This window comes from Microbacterium sp. LMC-P-041, from assembly GCF_030209555.1.
GTDB lineage: Bacteria > Actinomycetota > Actinomycetes > Actinomycetales > Microbacteriaceae > Microbacterium.
Genome location: NZ_JARVRV010000008.1, coordinates 234,496 through 259,529, shown reverse-complemented (window position 1 = coordinate 259,529; position 25,034 = coordinate 234,496). Strand labels below are relative to the sequence as shown.

Sequence of the window (25,034 nt, the reverse complement as noted above, 5' to 3'; positions counted from 1 at the left end):
GACGGTTAGCCGCGATGTCGAGCGAGATGCTGCCGGTCATCACCCATGCGCGTGGTTCGCTCCGGGCTGGGGGATGCGCAGCACCACGTTTCCCCGCTTGCGGCCGGTGTCGACGTGGCGGTGCGCCTCGACGATGTCGGCCAGCTCGAAGGTCCTGTCGATGACGGCCCGGAAGCGACCGGAATCCGCGAGGCTCACGAGGTGGGCGAGGTCCTCCGCGCCCGGCGTGCCGACGTTCCAGGTGACGAGCTTTCCCGACCGGCGAGTGTGCCCGCGGCTCGTCAGCATCGACCGCAGATCGCTGATGACGAGCAGCAGTGCACCGCCGGGGTTGATGAGTGTCTTCACCCGGCTGAAAGGGGCATTGCCGACGCAGTCGACGATCACGTCGTACGTGTCGCCCCCCGCCGCGAACTCCTCGCGGGTGTAGTCGATGACCCGATCGGCGCCGAGGGACGCGACCAGTGGGACGTTGCCGCCGCTCGTGACGGCGGTGACGTCTGCTCCGAGCTGCTTCGCGAGTTGTATCGCGGCAGTGCCGACCGCGCCGGATGCTCCGTTGACGAGCACGGAGGTGCCGGGGCCGATCGCGACCTGGGCGAAGAAGCACTGCGCGGTGATGCCGCCGAACACCAGCGTCACCGCCTCTTCGAAGCTCATCGTGTCGGGAGCTCTGGTGATCGGGCCGTCGGCAGACAGGCGCACGTACTCGGCATGACCGCCGAACGCTCCGCCGGTCGAGGCGATCACCCTGTCGCCGGGTGCGAAGGCGGTGACGCCCGAGCCGACAGCCGCGACGACGCCCGCGGCATCCATGCCCAGGATCGGCCGACTGGGACGGAACACGCCGAGTCCTACTGCGGCGAGCACCCCGAGGCCGGCCGGGATGTCCCGAGCGCGGGCGCGATGATCGCCGACGCTCACGGTGCTCGCGTGCACCCGGATGAGCACATCGCTGGGCCGGGGCGTGGGGACCGCCCGCTGTTCGAGGCGGACCTCCTCAGGGGCGCCGAAGCGGTGGTAGACGGCCGCGGTCATGGTCGTGTCACTGGTCATGTCTCGATGCTTGTCGTCCCGGGGATGCTCGTCATCGGCCAGGAAGCCCGGATCCGCTCGGCCGAAAGTACGGTTCCGAGTCCGTGCTGACGGCCGATGCCCCCGACTGGTCGATGAGACGAGCATCGAGACATGTCGCAGCAGATGAAGGCCGCAGGATCGACTCCCGAGCAGAAGGAGCGGCGTCGGCGATCGAAGAGCGGGTGGCCGGCGATCACCGGCCTTCTGCTGCTCAGCGTGCTTCCCGTGATCGGTGGAGTGCTTCGTCTTCAGGAGGTGAGCGGGGAACCCGTGAGGGCTCTCCTCCTGGCGTCGACGGTCGCGATCGTCGCGCACATCGTGGCGATGACCGTCTACTGCGTTCTCGGGGCATTCCAGTTCTCACCCGCGCTGCGAACGCGGCATGTCTGGCACCGCGTGGCCGGCCGCGTGCTGATTCCCGCAGGATTCGTCGCGGCCCTCTCAGCGGCCTGGCTCGCGGTCTTCTTCGGTGGTCCACCGGATGAACTCGCGCTCGCGATGGTTCGTCTCGTCTTCGCCGTGGCGATGACCCTGTTCCTCGTGCGGGGCGTGATCGCGATCACACGACGCGACTTCGTGGCGCACGGGGCCTGGATGACCCGCGCCTACGCCACCGCCGTGTCGGGAGGAACCCAGGCGCTCGTCTTCGCGCTGTGGACGATCCCCCTCGGTGAGGTCGACGCCTTCGGTGAGGCATGGCTCGTCGCCGCCGCGTTCATGATCAACAGTGCCGTGGCGGAGCTGCTCATCCGGCGCCGCTCTCGCCGGCGGACGCGCGGGGTGTCGCGCCGTGGTGCGCTTGTATCATGACAGCGTGACCGGGCTCGTGCGTTCCGTGTGGAGTGCGCCGAGCGCTGTGCCCCCTCCGCCGTCCCGAGTCTGGCGGGATTGGGTGCTCCTGGCCCTCGTCGCCGTCCTGGCCGTGGTCGAGGGCATCGTCCGCACCGACCTGACGCAGCCGCTGTTCACGGTGATCGCCCTCCTCGTCGTGCTGCCGACCGTGCTGTGGCGCCGCACGAAGCCGCTTCTCATGCTCATCATCGTGATGGTGCCGGTCGATCTGCTCCTGCCCGACTCGGCGCTGTACTCGAGTCTCTTCGTGATGGTGAACGTGTACGCCGTGTACCGGTGGGGGGCAGGTCGCGACCTCGTGATCGGGTCGGCCATCCTCCTGGCGAGCCTCGCGCTGACATTCGTCCGCGGGGAAGGCTTCGATGAACTCGTCGGGGGGTTCGCGCTGCTGCTGACGGTCGCCCTGTTCGGCATCGCCTTTCGCTACCGGGCGGGATCGAGACGACGAAGCCTCGACCGGATCCGGATGCTGGAGCGCGAGCACCTGGCTCGCGACCTGCACGACACGGTCGCCCACCATGTCTCGGCGATCGCGATCCGCGCCCAGGCGGGCATCGCGGTGGCCGGGCGGGACTCGCGCGCAGCGCAGGATGCGCTCGGCGTGATCGAGGCGGAGGCGGCCAGGACGCTGAGCGAGCTGAGGTCGATGGTGCGAGTCCTGCGGCAGGGCGAGACGGCCGAGCTTGCGCCGAGCGCGCAGCTGGACGACATCGCGCAGCTCGCCGGAACGCGGCCGGGCGGAACGGTCGTCGTCGTCGAGGTCGCGCGCAACGACGACAGCATCCCGCCACCCGTGGCTGCCGCCGTCTTCCGTCTCGCGCAGGAATCGGTGACCAACGCCCTCCGTCACGCGCGACAGGTCACCCGCGTCGACGTCCGCGTGGAGGCAGACGCGGGTGGTGTGCGCCTGAGAGTGACGAACGACGGAGACGTGGCCGCGTCGCCGACTCCCGGCTTCGGCATCATCGGCATGAGGGAGCGTGCTGCCCTCCTCGGCGGTGCCTGCGAGGCGGGTCCGGCGTCAGGCGGCGGATGGATCGTCAACGCGGTGCTGCCCCGCGCCGGGTGGGCGCCATGATGATCCGAGTGCTCGTCGCCGACGATCAGGAACTCGTGCGCACCGGACTGAGCATGATCCTCGGCGCCCAAACCGACATCGAAGTCGTCGGTCAGGCGGCCGACGGCACCGAAGCGGTCGCCCTCGCCCGCAGTCTGCGACCGGACGTGTGCCTGTTCGACATCCGGATGCCCGGCCTCGATGGCATCGAGGCGACCCGGATGCTCGCCGGCCCAGGGGTGCCCGATCCCATGGCGGTCGTCCTCATCACGACCTTCGACCTCGACGAGTACGTCTTCGCGGGATTGCGGGCCGGCGCCAGAGGGTTCCTGCTCAAGGACGCCGGGTCGGAGCTGCTCGCCCAGGCGATCCGCGCCGCAGCGAGCGGTGATGCCCTGATCGCCCCCAACGTGACGGTGCGCCTGCTCGAGGCCTTCGCCGGATCGGCCGCCGCCGCACCATCGCCGCCGCCGGTCGAGTCGCTGACCGAGCGCGAGGAGCAGGTGCTCGCGAAGGTGTCTGCGGGTCTGAGCAACGGCGAGATCGCGCGCGAGCTGTTCATCACCCTCAGCACGGTGAAGACGCACGTGGCGAGCCTCATGACCAAGCTCGGGGTCCGCAATCGCGTCGAGATCGCCATCTGGGCGCATCAGACGGGTCGCATGAGCCCGCGAGCCACGGGCGGGGAACACCGGAATCGATGACGGCCGGGACGCGTCGAGACAGTCCGCGGTACGCGGCAGCCAACACCGCATCCCGGTATATCGGAGTTGTATACCGGTTGCCGCGTAATCCCCCCGCCTTTTCCTGATCTCTTAGATGTGTCGCATTGGGAGCGACGCGAATCGGATGGGGAGAACGATGACTGGGGAGCGTGGTGTCGTGCGTGCACGGACGAAGAGGATGAATGAGGCCAGGAGAGCCGGGGGAGCGAGGCCGCGACAGCGCGGCGTCGTGGCGATCATCGTGGGGATGGTCTTGGCGATCGCGGGGCTGCTCGGCTCCACCGCGCCCGCAATGGCGGCTCCGTCCGTGACCTATCCGGGGGCGATCGGCAGCCTCTCGCTCGAGAACGAGAACGGCGGTGGCCCGCTGGTGCAATGGCAGACCGTGCGGATCACGGGCGAGTGGGCCGTCCCGACCGGGGCGCAGGCAGGGGAGACCTTCGGGATGACCCTGCCCGCGGAGTTCAGCCGTCAGTCGGCCGGTGAGTTCACGATCACAGACCTCGTGACGGGTCTGGTCATGGCGAACTGCGTCGTCGCTGCCGGCCAGGGGCCGGACATGGTGTGCACTCTGACCGCAGCGGTCGACGACCTCGAGGAGGTCGGCGGCTCGTTCTGGATGGAGGCGCGGGCTTCGCAGTCGACGACCAGCGAGACCGTCGAGTTCGACCTGGGCGACACTATCGAGATCGTCGACCTTCCCGGTGACGGCGGAGTCGTACCGGGAGATTCGGCGGAAGAGGACGAGCCCTACAAGTTCGGCGGCGCGACCGCGACCGACGGGCTGCTGAGATGGGTCATCGGGATTCCGAGCGGCTATGTCGACGATGGCGCCTTCACGATCACCGACACCCTCGATGCCGGACTGACCGAGCACCGCTACACCGGGGAGTTCCATCTGGCGCGACGCGCTGTCGAGAACGGTGCAGTGGTCGGCGACTGGAGCGCGGTCGATTCGTCGGCCTACGTGATCGATCTCGCCGACGACGGGCGCTCATTCGAGTTCGCCGTCACCGATCTGCCGACCGGCGGATTCGCTTACGAGCTCGTGTACTTCACGCAGGCGGATGCGCCGGTGTCCGAGGGAGATGTCTTCGGCAACCACGCGATCGTCAACACGTTCGCGACCTCGGCGACCCACACGGTCGTCGAAACGGGTGGTGGCGACGGCAGTGGTGTCTCGTACACGACGTTCGGCATCACGAAGGAGCTCACCGGCGCGCAGGCGGATGCCGCTCGGGATGCGACCTACACCGTGCGCTATTCGGTCGAGGGTTCGGATGCGGCAGCCACCACGATGACGGTTCCGGTGGGGGAGTCGGTGCTCAGCGGACGTGCTCCGCTCGGTTCGACCTTCGTGATCGAGGAGATCGATCTGCCTGAGATCCAGGGTGTGACCTGGGGTGAGTGGACGATCACCGGCGACGGCGTCGTCGACGTCGGAGACGGCACCTTCGAGGTCACGCCGGAAACCACGGCCGGTATCGAGCTCACCCTCACCAACATCGCCAACCCGGTGCCCGTCGTGACGCCGACGCCGACTCCGACGCCGACCCCGGCCACGCCGGTTCCGACCCCGACCCCGACGCCGGTCGCAACTCCGGCACCGACTCCGGCGCCGACGCAGACCCCGGTCGCGGCTCCCGGCGAGCTCGCTCTGACGGGAGGCGAATCGGGCGCGGCATTCCTGTCGTTGGCGGTCGCACTGATCGTCGGTGGCGGACTGGCCACCGGAATCGCCGCCAGGCGCCGTTCGAGCGCCGGACGTCGCTGACCCCGACACGCACGGAAGCCCACTCGCGTTCGGCGAGTGGGCTTCCGTGCGTTCGACGTCGTTGTCTCAGCGGATCGCGTAGACGGCGCTGCCGACGATCACCGCGACGATCGTCGTCCAGCCGATGATCGCGACAGCCTGCCAGATGAGGATGCGGACCTTGCCGACACCCGCCGCGGCGAGCATCGTCGCGGTGAACTGCGTCGGCAGCAGCAGCGGACCGAGCAGGCTGACCCCCGGCACGCCGTAGCGCTCGAACGCCCGCTGGAACTTATCGCGGCGGGCGCCACCGCGGTCGGAGTCGATCGTGTCTGCGGGTGCCGCCTCGACGGCTCCGCCACCGGCCGCAACGGCCTGCCGGCTGCGGGACCGGTTCACGATCGCGGTGCGTGCACCGGAGCTCGCGATGACGAGCACGGCCACGCAGAGGAAGTTGCCGACGATCGCCGCGACGGCCGCGATCACCGGATTGATGCCGCCGATGATGCCGATCGACACGGCTCCCTCGCCCTCGATGAAGGGGATGGCGCCCGCGAGGGCGACGATGAGCGGCTGAATGAGTTCAGGCACCTGGGCGACGAAGCCCTGGAAGGTCTCGATGAGATTCATGGGTGGCTCCTGCCGGTCTGAGCGACGGTGTCTCCGTCGCGATGCATCCAGTCCACCGTCTGGCGTCGTGCTGCGGCAGTGCCGAACCGTCACTGCTTTCCGGGTGGTTCGCCCGCGGCCTCCATGACATGTGTCACGCCCGTATCGTGGGGGCATGCGCAGCACTTCTCCGGTTGTCGATCCTGCCGACGACCCACCCCCGGGAGCCCGCCAGCTCGCCCGAGGCATCACCGCGACCTGGTGGTACACGGTGTCGGCCGTGGCCTTCCTCGAGCTCTTCCTGGTGCTGGTCTGGACGCTGCAGGCGCTCGCCGTGCCCGGCGATGCGACGGCGGCGTTCGTCGTCGGCGTGGGTGGCCTGATCTGGTGGGGCTCCACCATCGTGCTGCTCGCGGACTATCGCCACCGGCTGGATGCCGAGCCGGGCATCGCGTGGACGCGCATCGCCCTTCCGCTGCTCATCGCGGTCGGCTACGGGATCGCGGGCGGCCTCGTGCTCGACAGCTGGCTGCTCGCGCTCATGCCCATCGCTCAGTCGGTGCTGCTGCTCAACTGGCCCAAGGGGGTGCGCCTGCGGATGGTCGTCCTGACCACCGTGGTGCTCGTGCTCGTCGCCGTCGCCGACGCAGCTCGGGGCGCGACCGAGATCGCGCTCCCCGGCTGGATCCCTGCGCTGTACGCGATCCTCATCCCGGCGATGTCGGTGAGCTCGCTGTGGTGGTGGGATGTGCTGGTCACCGTCGATCGTGCGAGGGCGTCGGAGGCCCGCCTCGCCGCGACGCAGGAGCGTCTGCGCGTGGCGACCGACGTGCACGACCTCCAGGGGCACCACCTGCAGGTGATCGCGTTGCAGCTCGAACTGGCCGAGCGCCTGATGAGGATCGATCCCGACGCCGCTCTCGAGCAGCTCCGGGCCGCGAGGGTCAGCGTCGACGAAGCCAGGCAGGGGACCCGAGATCTGGCGACGCGCTTCCGCTCGGTGCCGCTGGGTGACGAGGTGGCGAATGCCCGAGACCTTCTCGCCGCGGCCGGACTCTCCGTCGAGGCCGACATCGCACCCGACGCCGATGAGGCGCCGTCATCGGCTCTCGGTCCCGTCATCAGGGAGACGACCACGAACGTCCTGAGGCACGGGGCGGGGCGACGGGCTCGGCTCGACCTTCGCAGGGTCGACGACGGGTGGCGCTACGAGGTCGCGAACGATGTGGTGACCGGCGCGGCAGCACACCCCGTCGGGTCGGGCCTCGACGGAATGCGACGCCGGATCTCGGAGGCGGGAGGAACCCTGGAGATCCGCGAGGATGCCGACGAGTTCATCGTCTCGGTGACGGTTCCGCGATCCGATGTGTCGACCGCAGATGGGCAGAGCCGATGATCCGTGTGCTCCTCGCTGACGACGAGGGGATGATCCGTTCGGCGCTCGCCGCCCTGTTGCGTCTGGAAGGAGACATCGAGGTGGTCGCCGAGTGCGCCGACGGTGAGCAGGCGCTCGCTGCTGCGCTCGCTCTGACGCCCGACGTGTGCCTGCTCGATCTCGAGATGCCCGGTCTCGACGGTGTGGAGGTCGCGGAGCGATTGAACCGAGCCATCGTCACGCGCTGCGTGGTGGTCACCCGTCACGCGCGTCCGGGGGTGCTTCGGCGGGCTCTCGCATCGGGTGTCGCGGGCTTCCTGCCGAAGTCACGAGGAGCGGATCAGGTCGCCGATGTCATCCGCAGGGTCGCCGCGGGTGCCCGCTACGTCGATCCTGAGATCGCGGCCGACGCGCTGAGCGACGAACGGTCGCCCCTCACGGATCGGGAGCTGGACGTGCTCCGCGCCGGGCGCCGCGGTGAGACGACGACCCAGATCGCCAGGACCCTCTCGCTCGCGCCCGGCACGGTGCGCAACCACATCTCGGCGGTGCTCGCGAAGCTGTCGGTCGGCACCCGCCAGCAGGCGGTGCTGATGGCCGAGGAGCGCGGCTGGATCTGACTGCGCGGACGCCTGACCCGTGAAGCCCGGAAGGGCGGGTGGGGCCGTGGGAGTTGCCCCACCCGCGAGCCGCTCAAAGGGGAGAGTGCGGCTCAGACCCGAAACCGGCTCGTATCCCCCCAGGCCGACTTCAGGTCTCGTATGCAAGACCCCGAACTCGACGGAAAGTGACGCGGGCGGGAATTCTTTCTGGAACTCCGTGGTCGTCAGTGCATGTGACGCGCGTCGTCGTGACGGTGGTCGTCGTGCACGTGCTCGTGGTCGTGGTCGTGGTGCTCGTCCTCGAGGATCATGCCGATCGAAGTGGCACAGGCGTCGCCCTTCCAGGCTTCGAGACCCTCGCGTACCGCGAAGACCGCGATGACGAGGCCGGCGACGGCATCCGCCCACCACCACCCGAACAGGCTGTTGACGCCGAGTCCGATGAGCACGGCGGCCGAGAGGTAGCTGCAGATCAGCGTCTGCTTCGAGTCGGCGACGGCCGTGGTCGACCCTACCTCGAGGCCGGCGCGTCGCTCGGCGAACGAGACGAGCGGCATCACGATCACACTGACCGCGGTCAGCACGAGACCGACCGTGCTGTGCTCCGGCCGATCATCGCCGAGCAGCGACAGCACCGACGACATGACGACATAGGCCGCGAGAGCGAAGAACGCGACGGCGATGACACGGAGGGTGGGCGTCTCCCAGCGCTCGGGGTCGCGTCGCGTGAACTGCCAGGCCACGGCCGCTGCCGAGAGCACCTCGATGCTCGAGTCGAGCCCGAACCCGATCAGCGCGGCCGACGATGCGACTGACCCTGCGGCGATCGCGACGGCCGCCTCGATCACGTTGTAGACGATCGTGAACGCCACGATGAGGCGGATGCGGCGGTGCAGAGTCGCGCGTCGTTCGGCGGTGAGAGTGCTCGTCGACATCAGCAGCTGCATCCTTCGCCGTCGCAGCAGTCCGGTTCGACGATCAGAGTGATGCGCATGAGCTCGTCGAGCGCGGTCGCGAGATGCGGGTCGGCGAGCGCGTAGCGGCTGCGGCGTCCGTCCTGAACGCTTTCGACGAGCCCGCATCCTCGAAGGCACGCGAGATGGTTCGACAGGAGCTGTCGGCTGACCCCGAGCTCGTCCGCGATGTCGGACGGGTACGCCGGCGCCGCTCGAAGCGCCAGCAGGATGGCTGCGCGCGTCGAGTCCGACAGGGCATGACCCAGGCGGGCGACGGCGGCGGTATGGGTGGGCGAGGCGGCGAGGGTCACGATGCAATTGTACAGAAAAGAGTGAATTAAGAGAATCGTGAATCTATGGTGACGCGCGGCAACATCCCCGACATCTTCGCTCGGTACCGTGAATCGGGCGGCGACATCGGATCGAGAGGGCGACATGGGAGTGACGGTCGAGCGGGTGACATGGTCGCATCCGGATGCGGAGCGGCTCAGGGCCGCGCAGCGCAGCGAACTCGATGCGCGGTACGGCAGCGACGACCATGAGCCGGGCGTCATCCCCTCCGCGGACGACGTGCCCGTCTTCCTCATCGCACGAGAGGAGAGCGGGCTCGCCATCGTATGCGGCGGTCTCCGACCCCTCGATCCGGCCGTGCTCGGAACCGACGTCGCAGAGATCAAGCGGATGTACGCGGCTCCCTCCGCGCGCGGGACGGGCGCAGCCGTGGCGCTGCTCCGCGCACTCGAGGGAGAAGCGCTCCTGCTCGGCATCCGGTCCCTCGTTCTCGAGACGGGCACCGCTCAGCCGGATGCCGTGCGCTTCTACGAACGCGAGGGCTACGGACCGATCCCGCTGTTCGGCCACTACATCGGCAGCGGTCTGTCCCTGTGCTTCGCCAAGTCTCTCTGACCTGGCCGAAAGGCGATCAGCGCGCAGGTGCGACGATCGCCGCGGACTCGGGTGCGAGCACGATGGTCCGCGCGATCGTCCGCACGGGCGCCGTCTCCAGCAGTATCCGCGAGTCGGGGGCGAGATCGAACTCCACCTCCTGCTCGGCGAGATTCACGAGCACCGACACCTCGCCTCGTTCGATCCGGTAGGCCCGGTTCTCCGGTGCGCCCTCCGTCTTCGACACGATGACGTGGTTGTGCGACATCTCGGGATCGGTCAACTCGGGCACCTCGCGCCGCAGGGCGATCAGGCGTCGATACAGATCGAAGATGCGGGCGTGCGATGCCGATGCGAGCTCGCTCCAGTCCAGCCGCGATCGCTCGAACGTAGCCGGGTCCTGTGGGTCGGGCACGGCGGCCGGGTCCCACCCCATGCGCGCGAACTCCGCGATCCGCCCCTCCGCGGTGGCTTTCGCGAGCTCCGGTTCTTTGTGCGAGGTGAAGAACTGCCACGGGGTGGACGCAGCCCACTCCTCACCCATGAACAGCATGGGGGTGCCCGGTGCGGTCAGAGTGAGAACCGCGGCGACGGCGAGTCGATCGGAGGAGAGCGAAGCGGTCAGCCGATCTCCCGCTGCACGGTTGCCGATCTGGTCGTGGTCCTGCGCGAATGTGACCAGTCGCCAGGCAGGGACGCTCGGCGGCAGCGGCGCGCCGTGCGTGCGCCCGCGGAACGACGAGTACGTCCCGTCGTGGAAGAACCCGGTCTGAGTGACCTTCGCCAGCGCGTCCGGCGCGGCGAAGTCGGCGTAGTACCCGTCGGTCTCGCCGGTGAGCGCGACGTGCACCGCGTGATGCCAGTCGTCTGACCACTGCGCGGTGAGGCCGTTCCCTCCCTCCTCGTGGGAGAGGAGCATGACCGGGTCGTTCAGATCCGACTCGGCGATCAGGCTCAGCGGGCGATCGACCTCGCGAGCGAGCGCATCTACGCGCTCGGACAGCTCGTGCAGGAGGTGCGGGGTGCTCTCGTCGTGCAGTGCGTGCACGGCGTCGAGCCGCAGCCCGTCGACGTGGAAGTCACGGAGCCACATCAGCGCGTTCTCGATGATGTACTCGCGCACGGCCGGCTCGTCGAGGTTCACCGAGTCGCCCCACGCCGTGTGCCGGCCCTCGCGCAGATACGGACCGAACTCGGGCAGGTAGTTGCCGCTGGGTCCGAGGTGGTTGTAGACGACGTCCTGGATCACCGCGATGCCGCGTGAGTGGGCGGCGTCGACGAACCGCTGGTATGCGGCGGGTCCGCCGTACCCCTCATGCACGGCGTACCAGAGCACGCCGTCGTAACCCCAGTTCCAGTCGCCGCTGAACGCGTTGACCGGGAGCAGCTCGACATGCGTGATGCCGAGTTCGACGAGGTGATCGAGATGCCCGATGAGCGCGTCGAGCGTGCCGTCCGGTGTGAATGTCCCGACGTGCAGCTCGTAGATCACGCCACCGTCGAGCGGCGCACCGCGCCAGTCCCCGTCGGTCCACTCGAAGCGGGCCGGATCGAAGAGAGCCGAGGGCCCGTGCACGCCCCGCGGCTGCCGCAGCGACCGCGGATCAGGGCGCAGGTCGGTGCTGTCGCCGAGGAGGAAGCCATAGCGCTCGCCCTCGGACATCGCCACATCGGTGCTCCACCATCCCGAACCGTCATCAGCCGACGTGAGGTCGTGCTCCGAGATCGTGGTGCACGCGGGTGTCAGACGACGCAGCCGCACGCTGTCGGCGCGCGGAGCCCAGACCGAGATCATCGCTCGTCCACCAGCAGCGCGACCGGATACGTGTCGAGCAGGTCGGCCAGCCGGATCGGACCGCGGCCGAAGCGGCGACCGGTGATCGCGTCCGTCGCCGGCAGTTCGCGGCGCAGCAGCACGGTGTCGCCCCATCCGCCGCGGCGCTCGAGTCCGACGGGCAGACGCGACGCCACCGCCAGCACACCGCCCCGGTCCATCGCGACCACATGATCCGACGCCTCACCGGCGACACCGCCCGGGCGATACCGGTAGAAGAGCTCGGGGTTGTCCCGGCGCAGACGCAACGTGCGCGACGTGACGAGCATCTTCGCGAGGCCCGAGTCGTCGATGGGAGGAAGGATGCCGCGAGAGACGCCGGCATCGAGTCGACCCAGCATCGCCGAACGCGCTGCGAAATCGACCGGCCGCCGGTTGTCGGGGTCGACGAGCGAGTGGTCCCACAGTTCGGTGCCCTGGTAGACGTCGGGCGCACCGGGAGCTGCGAGCTGCAGGAGCTTCGCGGACAGCGAGTTGACCCGACCGGAGTCGACGATCTCGCCGACGAATCCCTCGAGGATCGGTCGAGCCCGCCCGTTCGCCGCCTCGGCGATCGCTTCGACGCCCTTCTCGAACTCGAGATCCGGATGCTGCCATCCGGTCGATTCCGCAGCCTCGCGCGCGGCCTTCAGCCCGTAGGCGAGCAGGCGCTCCGACGAGATCGGCCATGCTCCGACCGCGGCCTGCCAGAGAAGGGAATCGAGTGGCCCGTGTCCTGTCGAGGCGACGGCACGGAGCTCGGTCAGCACCTGCGCCCAGCGGTCCGGAATCTCGGAGAGCACCGACAGACGCGCGCGGACGTCCTCGGATCGCTTGGTGTCATGGGTCGACAGAGCGGTGAGCGAGTGCGGCCACGACGCGAGCCGCGCCTGCTGGGCGTCATGGAACTCGTCGACCGAGACGGAGGCGATCGAGGGATCGCCGCCGACCTCGGTGAGGGTGCCGAGGCGGGTGTGGCGGTAGAACGCGGTGTCCTCCACGCCCTTGGCCATCACCGCTCCCGTCACCTGCGGAAAGCGCTGCGAGACCTCGAGCGAGGTGTCGAGCAGCAGGGGCGTCAGCTCGGCGATCGATCCCGCGAGGTCGGGGCGGCGCCGTGCGGCGTCGTCGATCGCGTGCTGCAGATGCTCGCGTCCCGCCGGGAGGTAGGACCGGTAGACCGGGAAGCTCGCCACGATCTCGGCGAGCGCGTCCTCGGCGCCGACCACGCCGAACGGCAGAGCCCTGACGAGGCGTCGCACCTCGGACTGCAGGAGGTCGTCGGCGATCATCCGCTTCGTGGAGTGGATCAGGTCGGCCCAGGACTTCGCGGCCGGCAGACCGGTCTCGTCCCGCAGCCGCGAGTCGAGGAGGTCGAGGGCTGCGACTCCGTCGCCGTCGATCAGCACGCGGTCGATCTCGCCCATCGCGTCGTAGCCGGTCGTGCCGTCGGTGCGCCACCAGGACGGCAGCTGCTCACCCGGTTCGAGGATCTTCTCGACGACCGTGTACGCGCCGCCGGTGATGTCGGCGAGTCGCTCGAGGTACTCGCCGGGATCCGTCAGCCCGTCGGGATGGTCGACGCGGAGTCCGTCGGCCAGACCGTCGGTGATCCACCGGGCGATCTCGCGGTGCGACTCCTCGAAGACATCCGGGATCTCGACGCGGATGCCGGCGAGCTCGGACACGGCGAAGAACCGACGGTAGTCGAGGTCGGTGTTCTGGTCCTCCCAGAACCGCAGCTCGTAGTGCTGGGCGTCGAGGAGGGCAGGCAGATCGTCTGCGAGCTCTCCCGATCCCGGTGCCAGGGGAAGCACGTGGTCGAAGTACGACAGCGTTCCGTCGGGGGCATCGTCGGCCGGGGTCGTGTCGACGACGATCTCATCGGCTGACAGCACCTCCGCGAGCGACGACCCGAGGATCGGCAGTCGCACCCGTCCGTCGGACAGTCGCGGGTCGACGTCGAATGCCAGCGCATGGCGCGATGAGCGCCCGAGTCGCAGCAGATCCCACCACCAGAGGTTCGCGCGCGGGACGGCCACGCCGACGTGGTTCGGGACGATGTCGACGAGGACCCCGAGCCCCGCTGAGCGGGCCGCGGCGGAGAAGCGCTCGAGCCCCTCGGGGCCACCGCGGGCATCGTCGACCCGGGAATGATCGACGACGTCGTAGCCGTGGTCCGACCCCGGCACGGCCGCGAGCAGCGGTGAGAGGTACGCCCACGAGGCACCCAGCTCGGTGAGGTACTCCGTGATCGATGCCGCGTCGTCGAGCGTGAAACCCGCTCGGATCTGCAGACGATAGGTCGAGAGCGGGCGGTGGGTCATCGAGGCAGCTCCGGGGTCGGGGCGGGTGACGGAGCTTCGGCGCGCTCGGTCTGGATGCGCAGCGAGGCCTCGACGGAGTCGTCCGTCGGCACCTCGGTCTGATCGACTTCGCGCAGCACCAGCATCGAGTTGGCTTCGAGGGTCACCGGAGCGCCGGCGTCGATCGCGTCGCCTCCGGCACGGTCGCCGGCGGTGTCGACGGCGACCTCCCACGCACGCCCGTGGCGCTCGTCGGGGAGCACGGCGTTGATAGCCTCCGTCCCGCTGTGGAAGTAGACGAGGAAGTTCTGATCCGTCACCGGCTGTCCACGGCGGTCCTTCTCGCGGATGCCCTGTCCGTTCAAGAACATGCCGATCGCGAGACCGAATCCGGAATCCCAGTCTTCGGGCTCCATCCGGCGGCCGTCGGGTCGCAGCCAGACCACATCCGGCACTCGTTCGCCGTCCTCCGACCGCACCGGCCGGCCGTCGAAGAACCGGCTGCGGCGGAACGTCGGGTGCATGCGGCGCAGTCTCGCCACCGCTGCCGTGAACTCGACGAGAGGACGATCCGCCGCCTCCCAATCGACCCAGGTGAGCTCGTTGTCCTGCGCGTAACCGTTGTTGTTGCCGTCCTGGGTGCGACCGAGCTCGTCGCCGTGCGCGATCATCGGCACTCCCTGCGACAGCAGCAGTGTTGCGAGGAAGTTGCGCTGCTGTCGGGCGCGGACGCGGTTGATCGTCTCGTCGTCGGTGGGCCCCTCGACGCCGTTGTTGCTCGAGCGGTTGTGGGATTCGCCGTCGTTGTTGTCCTCGCCGTTGGCCTCGTTGTGCTTCTCGTTGTACGACACGAGGTCGCGCAGCGTGAAGCCGTCGTGAGCGGTGACGAAGTTGATCGACGCCACGGGACGCCGACCGGAGTGCTCGTACAGGTCGGCGGAACCGGTGAGACGCGATGCGAACTCGCCGAGCGCCTGCGGCTCACCGCGCCAGAAGTCGCGCACGGTGTCGCGGTACTTGCCGTTCCACTCCGTCCACTGCGGAGGGAAGTTGCCGACCTGGTATCCGCCGGGGCCCACATCCCACGGCTCGGCGATGAGCTTCACCTGCGAGACGATCGGATCCTGCTGCACCAGCTCGAAGAAGGCCGCGAGACGGTCGACGTCGTAGAACTCGCGCGCGAGAGTCGAGGCGAGATCGAAGCGGAAGCCGTCGACATGCATCTCCGTGACCCAGTACCGCAGCGAGTCCATGATCAGCTGCAGCGCGTGCGGGTTGCCGGCGTTGAGGCTGTTGCCCGTGCCCGTGTAGTCGGTGTAGTAGCGACGGTCCTCTTCGAGGCGGTAGTACGCCTCGTTGTCGATGCCCCGCATCGACAGCATCGGCCCCATGTGGTTGCCCTCGGCGGTGTGGTTGTAGACCACGTCGAGGATGACCTCGATCCCCGCCGAGTGCAGTGCGCGCACCATGGCCTTGAACTCCTGCACCTGCTGGCCGTGCTGCCCGCTGGAGGAGTAGTCGTTGTGCGGCGCGAAGAAGGCGAGCGTGTTGTAGCCCCAGTAGTTCGTGAGGCCCTTCTCCTCGAGGGTCGAGTCGTAGACGAACTGATGCACCGGCATCAGCTCGATCGCGGTGACGCCGAGGTGCACCAGGTGCTCGATGACCGACGGGTGGCCGATGGCCGCATACGTGCCCCGCAGCTCCTCGGGGATGTCCGGGTGCAGCTGGGTCAGTCCCTTGACGTGCGCCTCGTAGATCACGCTCTGTGCGTAAGGGGTCTTGGGCAGTCGGTCGCCCGCCCACTCGAAGAACGGGTTCACGACGACGCCCTTGACCATCGTCGCGGCGGAGTCTTCATCGTTGCGGGAATCGGGGTCGCCGAAGTCGTAGCCGAACAGGGGCTGCCCCCAGTCGACCCGGCCGGCCACGGATTTCGCGTACGGGTCGAGGAGGAGCTTGTTCGGGTTGAATCGCTTTCCCTGCGCGGGGTCGTACGGTCCGTGCACGCGGTATCCGTAGAGCTGTCCTGGTTGCACGGAGGGCAGGTAGCCGTGCCAGACGAACGCGTCGACCTCTTCGAGCTGGACGCGCTCCTCGCTGCCGTCGTCGTCGAACAGACACAGTTCGACCTTCTCGGCGCCCTCGCTGAACAGGGCGAAGTTCGTGCCCTGGCCGTCGAAGGTCGCGCCGAGCGGGTAGGGGGAACCGGGCCAGACCTCGTGGCTCACTGAGCGCGCCGCTTCGAGACGGCGCGGTGCAGGACAGTCCTCACCGCGTCGTGGAAGTCATGCACCTGAGCGATCTCGCCGGCGTGCGGGTAAGGGTGGCCGACGTAGCAGACGAAGACAGGATGCACGTGCTCGACGTATCCGACGGGGCCGTCGTGCAGCACGACGTAGCGATCGAGGTCGACACGCTCGTAGAGGGGTTCGGCCGGCGTCGAGGCTGTCGTGGGAGCCTGGCCGTCCGCGGGCTTGTGGTCATGCGCGGTATGGGTCTTCGCAGTCATGAGGGCTCCTGTTCTATTGATGGGGTCCACGCTAAGAGATACGAGTTCACAGCGGAACACCATTGCCTCCGCGCGATGAACGCGCTATGTCGTGAGACGTGCATCCTGATCGTGAAATCACCCCGCGCCCACCTGCGACAATGGAAGCCCCGTGCCGATCCCGAACCGAGGAGCTCCCGTGCAGTACATCTCCACCCGAGGCGGCATGCAGCCGCTGCCGTACTGCGAGACCCTGCTCGAGGGGCTCGCGCCCGACGGAGGACTGGCCGTCCCCGAGACGATGCCCACGGTCGACGGAGAGACGCTCGAGCGCTGGCGTGCCCTGACGTATCCGCAGCTCGCCACCGAGGTGCTCGGTCTCTTCGCCACGGACATCCCGCGGGCCGATCTCGCCCGCATGACGGAGGCCGCCTACGCGCCGTTCCCTGAAGAGGTCGTGCCTCTGCGGTCGATCGGCGACGATCTCACCCTGGTGGGCCTCTCCGAGGGGCCGACCCTCGCTTTCAAGGACATGGCCATGCAGTTCCTCGGGCAGGTCGTCGAGTACGCGCTCGAGCGCAAGGGCTCTGTCCTGAACATCCTCGGCGCGACCTCGGGAGACACCGGCTCGGCTGCCGAGCACGCTCTTCGCGGCAAGGACCGCATCTCGGTGTTCATGCTGTCCCCGAAGGGGCGCATGAGCGCGTTCCAGCGCGCGCAGATGTTCTCGCTCGACGATGACAACATCCACAACATCGTCGTCGACGGCGTGTTCGACGATTGCCAGAACCTCGTCAAGTCCCTCGCCGGCGACCTCGACTTCAAGCGCGCTCAGCACCTCGGTGCGGTCAACTCGATCAACCTCGCCCGCATCACCGCCCAGGTCGTCTACTACTTCTGGGCGTGGCTGCGTGCGACGGACGCCGGGGGATGGACCGAGGTGTCGTTCACGGTGCCGTCCGGAAACTTCGGCAACATCCTCTCGGGGTTCTTCGCGAAGGAGATGGGGCTGCCCATCCGTCGCCTCGTGCTCGCCGCCAACGAGAACAACGTGCTCGACGAGTTCTTCCGCACCGGCGTCTACCGGCCGCGGAGCGCCGCGCAGACGCTCGCCACCTCGAGCCCGTCGATGGACATCTCGAAGGCGTCGAACCTCGAGCGCTTCATCTTCGAACTCGTGGGTCGTGACGCGAGCCGCGTCGTGAAGGCCTGGCAGGAGCTCGACACCCAGGGTTTCTTCGATTTCACCTCCGATCTGGCGCGTTTCGTCGAGGAGTTCGGCATCGTCAGCGGCACCTCGACGCACGACGACAGGCTCGCGACGATCAGGTCCGTCTATGAGGCGACGGGGGACATCATCGACCCGCACACCGCCGACGGTGTCAAGGTCGCTCGCGAGAACGTCGAGCCCGGCGTGCCCATGCTGGTGCTCGAGACGGCGAAGCCGCAGAAGTTCGCCGAGACGATCCGCGAGGCGATCGGCGTCGAGCTCGAGTACTCCTCAGAGCTGCGCGCGATGCTCGACGCTCCGCAGCGCAGGACCGAGATGGCCGACGACGAGCACGAGCTCCGAGCGTTCATCGAGGCCGAAGCCCTGCGCTGAGCGACTCACTCGGGGTCGCCGTGCAGCATCCAGGGCACTCCGAAACGATCGACGAGCATTCCGAACGTGCCGCCCCACGGCGGGGTGTCGAGCGGCATGGTGATCGCCGCACCGTCGGACAGGGCGTCCCAGACCTGTTGCGTCTTCTCCTGCGAGTTGCCGCTGAGTGAGACCGAGAATCCCTGGGGCGGCTCGAACGGGATGCCGTCGGGGGTGTCTGAGGCCATGAGCACCAGGCCGTCCGGCGTCGTGAGCTGCGCATGCATCACGAGATCGTGCTGATCCGGGTTCTGGACCATGTCGGGGAACTCGCCGAACACGTTGATCTCGAGATCACCGCCGAGCACGCCCTGATAGAACTCCATCGCCTGTCGCGCCTCGGTGCGGAACGAGAGATAGGGATTGAGATTGGCCATGACTGCCCCCAGCCTTGTCAGGCGGGGCCGCCGTGGGTCCCGCTGCGGCTCATTCTGCGCCGGGGGTCGGACATCCGCAAGAGCGACGTCGCGCTCAGGCGGGGAGGGCCTTCACCGCCGCCGTGAGCACCTGAGGCACCGTCGGCACACCTTCGGCGCGGAACACTTCTTCGCCCGAATCATCGCGGATGATGACGGTCGGGGTGAAGCGGATGTCGAGCGCCTCCGCGGCATCCGGTTCTCTCGCGACGTCGATCTCGGTGACGGTCGCGTCGGGAAGGTAGCGCACGGCGTCCTCCACGACCGAGCGGGTGCGCGAGCACGCTCCGCAGAACGCGGAGGTCACGAGCGTCAGTTCCATGGCTCTCCTCTCGGCTCTCGAGGTGCAACCGCGCACCGTCTCGCGGTGTTCCCGAGCCGCGATCAGAACGAGGTGCGCTTGACGAGGCCCCGGTTCGTGCGGATGTGCTCGTAGTCCCATTGCACGACCCGCGACTCCGACAGCCAGACGGCGAGCCGGTCGGTGTCGATCTCCGAGGCGGAGGTGAATCTCTTCTCGGCGGCCTCGAAGGATCCTGAGGCGACGAGTCCGGGCTCTGCGAACGACTGGCCGCTCCAGAACATCAGTCGGACGGCATCCTTCAAGCGGTCGTATCCGACGATCGGATTGCCGTCGAGGAACCAGACCGGGTGCGCGTGCCAGACCTTGGCGGCGGCGTCGGGGAGTGCTCGGTCGATCTCGTCCGCGAGGAGGTCGCAGATCAGCCGATCCTCCGAGCTGAGCCTGCGGTGGTAGTCGGCGATCTCAGGCGCACGGGTCATGCTGCGAGTATGGCGCGTGCGACGGCAGACGTCGAGAGAGTCACACGGAAGACGTGGTCGCGCGCGGATGCAGCAAGCCGGAGATCGCACCCAGAGCAGCTCCGACGAGGGTGTCGACGATCCTCTCCCCGGCGACGTCCATCGAACCGATCTCGCCCGTCGCTGCGCCCGTCAGCAGAAGCACCAGAGGGGTGATGAAGACGAGCGCGAGAGCGTAGTGCCTGACGACGACGAGCTCGATCGTGAACTGCAGCGCGCCCAGCAGCAGAGCGAGCCACAGCCCCGACGGATGCAGCAGCGCGAGCAGCGCGTACACGCCGGCCCCGACCACGGTTCCGAGCATGCGATGGAGTCCGCGCTGGACGGCGGCGCGACGGGCGGCGGCCACGCCGATCACCGCCACCGCCGACCCCACGATCCAGTACGTCCGGGTGGGGTCGATCACCAGTCCCAGCAGGACGCCGATGACGGCGACGATCGCGACCCGGATCACGAGCATGCGCGAATCGGGGGTGAATGCGGGGCCCGGGAGCAGCTCGCTCAGCGGCCGAGCGGAGATCGAGCGCGCTCGAGGACGCAGAAGCGGCGCCATCGCGAGCAGATAGGAGAACACGCAGCCGGCCGCGAGTGCCCCGAGGTAGGTCAGCGGTGCCAGGGGCGAGCTCGCCACGACGTGCGCCGACAGACCGAAGACCAGCACGAAGAAGAGCGGTCCGGGCGGGCCCAGTCGGAACCCGAACGCCAGGGCAGCGCTGACGACCGCGACCACCACGACGCCGATGCTCACGAGCCAGGCGTTGGCGGAGACAACCACTCCGAGAGCGGCGCTGACGATGAGGCCCGCGGCCACGAACGGCAGGATCCTCGCCCGATCGATCACCGGTGCCGTCCCGGCGAGGAGGACCGTGAATGCGCCCGAGGCCGCGACGTAGCCGAGCGACGGCTCGCCGAGCACGGTCATGACCGCTATCGGCACCGCGATGCCCAGCGCCGCTTGGGTGGCGAGATGCCAGCGCGGACCGCGCTTGGGTGCCAGGGCGAACAGGCTCATCCCTCCATTGTCTCGCGGCGCCGGCGCCGAGCAGGACGGACGTCGACCGGAGTACGGCGAGCCGGCGGGAATCGCCCCGGCGATACGATGGCCGACGTGACGGAACCTCGACCGGGAATCGCCGAACGGCTTTCGCAGATGATCCAGCTGCCGACCGTGTCGGCCGAGGTCGAGGAGCGCGGAACCGAGCCGTTCGAGTCGTTCGTCGCCCTGATCGCGCAGCTCTACCCGCTCGTCCACGAGCATCTCGCACTCGAACGGCACACCGATTTCGGGCTGCTCTTCCACTGGACGGGCAGGGACGCCGGCGCTGCGGGGCCGGTCGTGCTGATGGCGCATTATGACGTCGTCCCCGTCGACGAGAGCGACGCATGGACGCATCCCCCGTTCGAGGGCGTCATCGCCGACGGAGTCGTCTACGGTCGTGGTGCTCTCGATGACAAGGGTCCGCTGATCGTCGTGCTCGAGGCGGTCGAGAACCTGCTCGCCGACGGGTTCACCCCCGCACGGGACGTCTACCTGTCGTTCGGGGGCAATGAGGAGACCTTCGGTCGAGCAGCCGAGGAGATCGCCCGCGTCCTGCGCGATCGCGGCATCATCCCGTGGCTCGTGGTGGACGAGGGCGGCGCCGTCGTGGATGCGCCGCTGCCCTTCGTTCCGGGACGGGCGGCGATGATCGGCGTGGGGGAGAAGGGCGTCATGACGCTCACGCTCTCGGCGCGTGGTGAGGGTGGTCACGCCTCGGCACCGCCCGCTCTCACAGCGGTCCGGCGCGTGGCGAGGGCCGTCGATCGGCTCGGCCCCCGCACGTTCCGACCGCGTCCGTCGAAAGCGATCGGACGGATGCTGTCGCAGCTCGGAGCTCAGACTCCCGGTCCGGCAGGGCATCTGCTCAGGCTGCTCGGCTCCGCCCCGCTGGTCACCGGTCGGCTGTTCGCCGCGCTCGGCGGCGAGCCTGCAGCACTCGTGCGCACAACGGTGGCTCCGACCATGCAGTCGGGCGGCACTGCCGCGAACGTCCTGCCGTCGCAGGCCTCGGCGACGGTCAACCTGCGCATCGCGCTGGGTGAGACGACGCAGCAGACGGTGCTGCGGGTGCGTCGGCGCATCCGGGATCCGCTCATCACCGTATCCGTCGAGGAGGCGAGCGAGCCGTCGCCCGAGTCCGCGACCGACAACGCTCAGTTCACGCTGCTCGCCGACGCTCTCGCCGTCTCTCACCCGGGAGTCCCCGCGGTGCCGTACGTGATGATGGCGGCGACGGACTCCCGCCACTTCCACCGTTTCGCCCCCGCCGTCTACCGCTTCGCGCCGCTCGAGATGTCGAACGCACAGCGGGCGTCGATCCACGGCGTCGATGAGAACGTCGAGATCGCCGCGCTCGAGCGGGGGGAGCGGTTCCATCGGGCGCTCCTCGAGCGGCTAGGGTGATCTCACCCCTCCGCGGGCGCTTCGGTGCCCGATCCAGTCCTTTCATCGAGGAGCCGCGATGACGCGCACCCGAACTCTGGGAACCCTCGCCACCATCGTCGGCTTCCTCGCCTTCGTCGAGTTCACCAGCGGCGTGCTGCAGGGCTACTACACGCCCATGCTCACGGACATCGCGCGGCACCTCGGCATCCACGACGCCGATGTCAACTGGCTCGAGGGCACGCAGCTCATGCTGTCGGCTCTGGTGGTGCCCGCTTTCGCGAAGCTCGGCGACATGGTCGGCCACAAGCGGATGCTGCTCATCTCGACGGCGCTCACCGCCGCGGCGGCGCTCGTCCTGCCCTTCACCGATTCGTTCCCCGTGTTCCTGGTCGGCTGGACGCTGATGGGGTTCTACGTCGTCTGGCTGCCGCTCGAGATCGCGCTCATCTGGTCGCGCTCCCGTCGCATGGAGGGGCGTTCGTCGATCACGGCGAAGGCCGCGGGACTCCTCGTCGCGGCGCTCGAAGGCGGCGCGATCATCGGTGCGCTCGTGGGCGGAGCCCTGATCGATGTCCTGCCTCTGACGGTGGTGCTGCTCATCCCCGCCGTGCTCATCGTCGTGTGCTTCTTCGTGATCCTGTTCGGGGTGAAGGAGTCTCCCGATCCGACCGGCGGTGTCTTCGACACTGTCGGCGTCGTGCTGATCTCGCTCGCCCTGATCTGCTTCACCGGGGGTCTCAGCCTGCTCCGTCTCGAGGGCGGACTCGTCAACCCCTGGTCCTGGGCCGTCGTCGTCCTCGGCCTTCTGCTCGTCATCCCGTTCGTGCTCTGGGAACTGCGCTGCGACGACCCGCTCATCGACGTGCGCATGTTCCGCTCGCCGGCACTCGGCCCGGTCTTCCTCACCGCCGGCCTGTTCGGGGTGAGCGTGCTGGGTGCACAGGCGCCGCTGTCGACGTTCGCCCGCACCGACCCCGGTGTCTACGGCTACGGGCTCGGAACCACGGGTTTCGCGACGTCCCTGATCATCGGGCTCTACCTGATCGCGATGATCGCGGGAGCCCTGCTATTCCCGCTCATCGCTCGTCTGCTGACTCCGCGGATCACCCTGATGGGCGCATCACTGCTCGTGGGCATCGGCTTCCTGCTGTTCCTCCCGTTCCACGATTCGTACGTGCAGGTGGTGACCAACATGGTCATCGTCGGACTCGGCTCGGGTGCTCTCGTGGCCGCCCTTCCCGCGGCTGCGGCATCGGCGGCTCCGGCGACCCAGACGGGCGTCGCGACAGGCCTCACGAACTCGGTCAAGACCGTGGGCGGAGCGATCGCCTCGTGCATCTTCGGGATCGCGCTCCTCAACGGCGTGAGCGGGGCGGTCGAAGGCACTGCGGGATCATTCGCCGGGTACATCACCGTGTGGGTGGTCTGCGGTGTGACCGCGCTGATCGCCGCCGCGATCCTCGTCTTCGTTCCGAAAGAGGCCTTCACCGACCGCACGGATGCCGAGGCCGTCGCCGCACCCGTGGTCTGAGGTGCGGGCGGCCGGCTGCCGGTGTCAGTCGTCAGTCGCGGTCGAGGCCGAATGAGCGCTTGACGACGGCCTGCATGTCGCGGTCGAGTCCGTCGATCCGCGTGTTCACGGCATCGAAGCGGGCGTTCATCTCGCCCCGGAGTCCGGCGATCTGTGCGTTCATCTCCCCGCGCAGCCCGCCGATCTGTGCGTTCATCTCCCCGCGCAGCCCGCCGATCTCCCCGCGCAGCCCGCCGATCTCGGTGCGCACCACGCGGATGAACAACGTCGAGACGACCGTGAGCATGCCGAACATGAGCGCGGTGAAGCACCCGATCATGGTCCAGATCTGAGCGTCGTTCATGAGGTGCACCGTGTCATCCTCGCATCGTTCCAGACGAGGAATCGGAACAGGCGTCGCTGTATACCGCCATCCCGAACAGTGGGAGGAACTCGTGTTCCGGCCTCGGTGTGCAGGAGAGCCGGGCTCACCCGCCGCAGAGCGCGCGCGTCACTGGGACTCGCGCGGCGGGTTGTGCATGAACTCGATCCGGATGCCGTCGGCATCCTCCACGAACGAGGCGTAGTAGCGCTCCGTGTATCGCGGATATTCCTTGGGCTCGCGCACGGCCGACCATCCCGCATCGCGCGCGACGGCGTGAAGGCGGTCGACCTCGTCTCGCGTCGACACCGAGAAAGCGATGTGCTGCCATCCCACGCGGCCGTGACGATGGGGCCCGGATTCCTCATCCCAGGCGTACAGGATGATCTCGGTCTCGTCGCCGTTGTGCCACGAGATCGAGTGGTCGTCCTCGCCGCCGCTCTGATAGCCGAGGGCCGTCAGCACGGGATGGAACTGCGCGCGACCGCGCTCCAGCTCGTTGACGGTGATGCCCAGGTGATCCAGAAGAGCCATGCGTCCAGTCTTCCAGTCGGCGCCCGGATCGCACTAGTGCGGAGCGTGGTACTCCGCTTCGCCCCGCTTCCAATAGCCCTTGACCACCGCGTTCGCGGAGTCGACGCCCCACCGGCTGAGCAGCGCGCGCCCGGGCTTCACGACCGACTGCTCGGCGGCGATGAACACGAACGGGTCGTCGCCGACCGAATCGTCGGCGGTCAGGCGGTCGAGGAATGCGATGAGGGCGGAGCCTTCGGCGGCGTCGCCACGGTGCAGCCATTCCACGTCGACCGGGGTGTCGATCTCGATCTCCCGGCCGACGGAGGCCGTCTCGATCACGATGCGGGCGGGCACCCCGGCGGGTATCGACGAGGCGAAGCGTCGGATCGCCGGGATGGCGGTCTCGTCTCCGACGAGAAGCCAGGATCCGGGGCTGCCGCTGAGCACGGCCGAACCGCGGGGGCCACCGACTCCGATCGATGCACCCAGCGGAGCGGTCGCGGCCCACGGGGCGCCGACCCCTGCGTCGCCGTGCACCGCGAACTCGACGTCGAGCCAGTCGTCGCCCCAGGCGAGAGGTGTGTACTCGCGACTCGGCGCCTCCCGCATCTGCTCGAGGGACTCCACGGGACCGGACGGGAAGAAGAGGCGCATGTGGTCGTCGGAGCCGGGAGAGTCGAAGCCCTCGAGGTCACTGCCACTGAGCCGGACACGCACGTAGCCAGGGGCCAGCCATTCCCGGGCGGTCAGCGTGACGGTGCGGAAGCGCAGATCGAGGCCGCGGCGCTCGATGGAGAAGCGGGATTTCATATCGCTCATAAAG

At 68.5% G+C, this 25,034-nt stretch carries 25 protein-coding genes; 10 read left to right on the top strand and 15 right to left on the bottom strand.

Annotated elements, in window-relative coordinates; translation table 11 throughout:
* Window positions 1–39: 39 nt before the first annotated feature.
* A complete protein-coding gene (locus QRN21_RS15905) occupies window positions 40–1,056 on the bottom strand; it encodes an NAD(P)-dependent alcohol dehydrogenase (RefSeq protein WP_285365163.1) in 1,017 nt (338 codons plus the stop codon).
* Between the two features lie 132 nt (window positions 1,057–1,188).
* On the opposite strand from QRN21_RS15905, the gene QRN21_RS15900 reads away from it, so the two are divergent.
* The 4 genes from QRN21_RS15900 to QRN21_RS15885 all read left to right on the top strand — a co-directional run bounded on the left by QRN21_RS15900 (window position 1,189) and on the right by QRN21_RS15885 (window position 5,485).
* Window positions 1,189–1,887 (top strand): DUF2306 domain-containing protein, encoded by a 699-nt coding sequence (locus QRN21_RS15900; protein ID WP_285365162.1) that lies wholly within the window; start codon window positions 1,189–1,191, stop codon window positions 1,885–1,887.
* A gap of 4 nt (window positions 1,888–1,891) precedes the next feature.
* Window positions 1,892–3,007, top strand: a complete 1,116-nt coding sequence (locus QRN21_RS15895; protein WP_285365160.1) for a sensor histidine kinase — start codon at window positions 1,892–1,894, stop codon at window positions 3,005–3,007.
* Window positions 3,004–3,690 (top strand): response regulator, encoded by a 687-nt coding sequence (locus tag QRN21_RS15890; RefSeq protein WP_056277718.1) that lies wholly within the window; start codon window positions 3,004–3,006, stop codon window positions 3,688–3,690. The genes QRN21_RS15895 and QRN21_RS15890 overlap by 4 nt, the downstream gene beginning before the upstream one ends.
* Before the next feature lie 268 nt (window positions 3,691–3,958).
* Window positions 3,959–5,485: an Ig-like domain-containing protein gene (locus tag QRN21_RS15885; protein WP_285365159.1), complete on the top strand. Its 1,527-nt coding sequence runs from the start codon at window positions 3,959–3,961 to the stop codon at window positions 5,483–5,485.
* 66 nt (window positions 5,486–5,551) lie between these two features.
* On the opposite strand, the gene QRN21_RS15880 is transcribed toward QRN21_RS15885, so the two are convergent.
* Window positions 5,552–6,094, bottom strand: a complete 543-nt coding sequence (locus tag QRN21_RS15880; protein ID WP_285365158.1) for a small multidrug efflux protein — start codon at window positions 6,092–6,094, stop codon at window positions 5,552–5,554.
* Window positions 6,095–6,248: 154 nt separating this feature from the next.
* On the opposite strand from QRN21_RS15880, the gene QRN21_RS15875 reads away from it, so the two are divergent.
* Together QRN21_RS15875 and QRN21_RS15870 are read left to right on the top strand one after the other, a co-directional pair.
* On the top strand, window positions 6,249–7,469 hold the full coding sequence (locus QRN21_RS15875) for a sensor histidine kinase (protein WP_285365156.1): 1,221 nt from the start codon (window positions 6,249–6,251) through the stop codon (window positions 7,467–7,469).
* Window positions 7,466–8,068: a response regulator transcription factor gene (locus QRN21_RS15870; protein ID WP_053098815.1), complete on the top strand. Its 603-nt coding sequence runs from the start codon at window positions 7,466–7,468 to the stop codon at window positions 8,066–8,068. Before QRN21_RS15875 ends, QRN21_RS15870 begins: the two co-directional genes overlap by 4 nt.
* A 206-nt stretch (window positions 8,069–8,274) precedes the next feature.
* Here the strand turns inward: QRN21_RS15870 and QRN21_RS15865 are convergent, their stop codons facing one another.
* Together QRN21_RS15865 and QRN21_RS15860 are read right to left on the bottom strand one after the other, a co-directional pair.
* Window positions 8,275–8,985 carry a cation efflux transmembrane domain-containing protein gene (locus QRN21_RS15865; protein ID WP_285365153.1) on the bottom strand — a complete coding sequence of 237 codons (711 nt, stop codon included), beginning with the start codon at window positions 8,983–8,985 and terminating at the stop codon, window positions 8,275–8,277.
* Window positions 8,985–9,320, bottom strand: coding sequence for an ArsR/SmtB family transcription factor (locus QRN21_RS15860; protein WP_053099385.1), 336 nt, complete (start codon window positions 9,318–9,320; stop codon window positions 8,985–8,987). Before QRN21_RS15860 ends, QRN21_RS15865 begins: the two co-directional genes overlap by 1 nt.
* A 121-nt stretch (window positions 9,321–9,441) precedes the next feature.
* Between QRN21_RS15860 and QRN21_RS15855 the strand changes: the two genes are divergently transcribed.
* Complete coding sequence (locus QRN21_RS15855; protein WP_285365150.1) at window positions 9,442–9,912, top strand: GNAT family N-acetyltransferase; 471 nt, start codon at window positions 9,442–9,444, stop codon at window positions 9,910–9,912.
* 16 nt (window positions 9,913–9,928) lie between these two features.
* On the opposite strand, the gene treZ is transcribed toward QRN21_RS15855, so the two are convergent.
* From treZ to QRN21_RS15835, 4 genes are read right to left on the bottom strand one after another with little or no spacing between them, the layout of a single operon-like run.
* The gene (gene treZ, locus QRN21_RS15850; RefSeq protein ID WP_285365148.1) at window positions 9,929–11,686 is read right to left on the bottom strand and encodes a malto-oligosyltrehalose trehalohydrolase; all 1,758 of its coding nucleotides are present in this window, start codon (window positions 11,684–11,686) and stop codon (window positions 9,929–9,931) included.
* On the bottom strand, window positions 11,683–14,031 hold the full coding sequence (treY, locus tag QRN21_RS15845) for a malto-oligosyltrehalose synthase (protein WP_285365145.1): 2,349 nt from the start codon (window positions 14,029–14,031) through the stop codon (window positions 11,683–11,685). Before treY ends, treZ begins: the two co-directional genes overlap by 4 nt.
* Window positions 14,028–16,238 carry a glycogen debranching protein GlgX gene (gene glgX, locus QRN21_RS15840; RefSeq protein ID WP_285365142.1) on the bottom strand — a complete coding sequence of 737 codons (2,211 nt, stop codon included), beginning with the start codon at window positions 16,236–16,238 and terminating at the stop codon, window positions 14,028–14,030. The genes treY and glgX overlap by 4 nt, the downstream gene beginning before the upstream one ends.
* Window positions 16,235–16,519, bottom strand: a complete 285-nt coding sequence (locus QRN21_RS15835; protein WP_285365140.1) for a hypothetical protein — start codon at window positions 16,517–16,519, stop codon at window positions 16,235–16,237. The genes glgX and QRN21_RS15835 overlap by 4 nt, the downstream gene beginning before the upstream one ends.
* 178 nt (window positions 16,520–16,697) lie before the next feature.
* Here QRN21_RS15835 and thrC point away from each other — a divergent pair, with 178 nt between their 5' ends.
* On the top strand, window positions 16,698–18,101 hold the full coding sequence (gene thrC, locus QRN21_RS15830; RefSeq protein WP_056277724.1) for a threonine synthase: 1,404 nt from the start codon (window positions 16,698–16,700) through the stop codon (window positions 18,099–18,101).
* Window positions 18,102–18,106: 5 nt separating this feature from the next.
* Here the strand turns inward: thrC and QRN21_RS15825 are convergent, their stop codons facing one another.
* The 4 genes from QRN21_RS15825 to QRN21_RS15810 form a co-directional block, all read right to left on the bottom strand.
* Entirely contained in the window at window positions 18,107–18,517 is a 411-nt protein-coding gene (locus QRN21_RS15825) for a VOC family protein (protein ID WP_053098821.1), read from the bottom strand.
* A gap of 94 nt (window positions 18,518–18,611) precedes the next feature.
* Entirely contained in the window at window positions 18,612–18,878 is a 267-nt protein-coding gene (locus QRN21_RS15820) for a thioredoxin domain-containing protein (RefSeq protein ID WP_285365137.1), read from the bottom strand.
* Between the two features lie 62 nt (window positions 18,879–18,940).
* Complete coding sequence (locus QRN21_RS15815; protein ID WP_053098823.1) at window positions 18,941–19,339, bottom strand: DUF1801 domain-containing protein; 399 nt, start codon at window positions 19,337–19,339, stop codon at window positions 18,941–18,943.
* Window positions 19,340–19,379: 40 nt separating this feature from the next.
* Window positions 19,380–20,390 (bottom strand): FUSC family protein, encoded by a 1,011-nt coding sequence (locus QRN21_RS15810; RefSeq protein WP_285365135.1) that lies wholly within the window; start codon window positions 20,388–20,390, stop codon window positions 19,380–19,382.
* A gap of 87 nt (window positions 20,391–20,477) precedes the next feature.
* On the opposite strand from QRN21_RS15810, the gene QRN21_RS15805 reads away from it, so the two are divergent.
* Both QRN21_RS15805 and QRN21_RS15800 read left to right on the top strand, forming a co-directional pair.
* On the top strand, window positions 20,478–21,821 hold the full coding sequence (locus tag QRN21_RS15805) for a M20/M25/M40 family metallo-hydrolase (RefSeq protein WP_285365134.1): 1,344 nt from the start codon (window positions 20,478–20,480) through the stop codon (window positions 21,819–21,821).
* A gap of 58 nt (window positions 21,822–21,879) precedes the next feature.
* A complete protein-coding gene (locus QRN21_RS15800) occupies window positions 21,880–23,334 on the top strand; it encodes an MFS transporter (protein WP_285365133.1) in 1,455 nt (484 codons plus the stop codon).
* Window positions 23,335–23,365: 31 nt separating this feature from the next.
* Here QRN21_RS15800 and QRN21_RS15795 read toward each other — a convergent pair whose 3' ends face one another.
* From QRN21_RS15795 to QRN21_RS15785, 3 genes are all read right to left on the bottom strand, one after another.
* Window positions 23,366–23,677 (bottom strand): hypothetical protein, encoded by a 312-nt coding sequence (locus QRN21_RS15795; RefSeq protein ID WP_285365131.1) that lies wholly within the window; start codon window positions 23,675–23,677, stop codon window positions 23,366–23,368.
* A gap of 147 nt (window positions 23,678–23,824) precedes the next feature.
* Window positions 23,825–24,229, bottom strand: coding sequence for a VOC family protein (locus QRN21_RS15790; RefSeq protein WP_072590779.1), 405 nt, complete (start codon window positions 24,227–24,229; stop codon window positions 23,825–23,827).
* Between the two features lie 33 nt (window positions 24,230–24,262).
* Complete coding sequence (locus QRN21_RS15785) at window positions 24,263–25,030, bottom strand: siderophore-interacting protein (RefSeq protein WP_285365128.1); 768 nt, start codon at window positions 25,028–25,030, stop codon at window positions 24,263–24,265.
* Window positions 25,031–25,034 lie beyond the last annotated feature (4 nt).

Coding starts and splice junctions, on each gene's coding strand:
- QRN21_RS15905 (WP_285365163.1), bottom strand. CDS start 1,056: ATGACCAGTGACACGACCATGACCGCGGCCGTCTACCACCGCTTCGGC.
- QRN21_RS15900 (WP_285365162.1), top strand. CDS start 1,189: ATGTCGCAGCAGATGAAGGCCGCAGGATCGACTCCCGAGCAGAAGGAG.
- QRN21_RS15890 (WP_056277718.1), top strand. CDS start 3,004: ATGATGATCCGAGTGCTCGTCGCCGACGATCAGGAACTCGTGCGCACC.
- QRN21_RS15885 (WP_285365159.1), top strand. CDS start 3,959: ATGGTCTTGGCGATCGCGGGGCTGCTCGGCTCCACCGCGCCCGCAATG.
- QRN21_RS15880 (WP_285365158.1), bottom strand. CDS start 6,094: ATGAATCTCATCGAGACCTTCCAGGGCTTCGTCGCCCAGGTGCCTGAA.
- QRN21_RS15875 (WP_285365156.1), top strand. CDS start 6,249: ATGCGCAGCACTTCTCCGGTTGTCGATCCTGCCGACGACCCACCCCCG.
- QRN21_RS15870 (WP_053098815.1), top strand. CDS start 7,466: ATGATCCGTGTGCTCCTCGCTGACGACGAGGGGATGATCCGTTCGGCG.
- QRN21_RS15865 (WP_285365153.1), bottom strand. CDS start 8,985: ATGTCGACGAGCACTCTCACCGCCGAACGACGCGCGACTCTGCACCGC.
- QRN21_RS15855 (WP_285365150.1), top strand. CDS start 9,442: ATGGGAGTGACGGTCGAGCGGGTGACATGGTCGCATCCGGATGCGGAG.
- treZ (WP_285365148.1), bottom strand. CDS start 11,686: ATGATCTCGGTCTGGGCTCCGCGCGCCGACAGCGTGCGGCTGCGTCGT.
- treY (WP_285365145.1), bottom strand. CDS start 14,031: ATGACCCACCGCCCGCTCTCGACCTATCGTCTGCAGATCCGAGCGGGT.
- QRN21_RS15835 (WP_285365140.1), bottom strand. CDS start 16,519: ATGACTGCGAAGACCCATACCGCGCATGACCACAAGCCCGCGGACGGC.
- QRN21_RS15825 (WP_053098821.1), bottom strand. CDS start 18,517: ATGGCCAATCTCAATCCCTATCTCTCGTTCCGCACCGAGGCGCGACAG.
- QRN21_RS15820 (WP_285365137.1), bottom strand. CDS start 18,878: ATGGAACTGACGCTCGTGACCTCCGCGTTCTGCGGAGCGTGCTCGCGC.
- QRN21_RS15815 (WP_053098823.1), bottom strand. CDS start 19,339: ATGACCCGTGCGCCTGAGATCGCCGACTACCACCGCAGGCTCAGCTCG.
- QRN21_RS15810 (WP_285365135.1), bottom strand. CDS start 20,390: ATGAGCCTGTTCGCCCTGGCACCCAAGCGCGGTCCGCGCTGGCATCTC.
- QRN21_RS15805 (WP_285365134.1), top strand. CDS start 20,478: ATGGCCGACGTGACGGAACCTCGACCGGGAATCGCCGAACGGCTTTCG.
- QRN21_RS15800 (WP_285365133.1), top strand. CDS start 21,880: ATGACGCGCACCCGAACTCTGGGAACCCTCGCCACCATCGTCGGCTTC.
- QRN21_RS15795 (WP_285365131.1), bottom strand. CDS start 23,677: ATGAACGACGCTCAGATCTGGACCATGATCGGGTGCTTCACCGCGCTC.
- QRN21_RS15790 (WP_072590779.1), bottom strand. CDS start 24,229: ATGGCTCTTCTGGATCACCTGGGCATCACCGTCAACGAGCTGGAGCGC.
- QRN21_RS15785 (WP_285365128.1), bottom strand. CDS start 25,030: ATGAGCGATATGAAATCCCGCTTCTCCATCGAGCGCCGCGGCCTCGAT.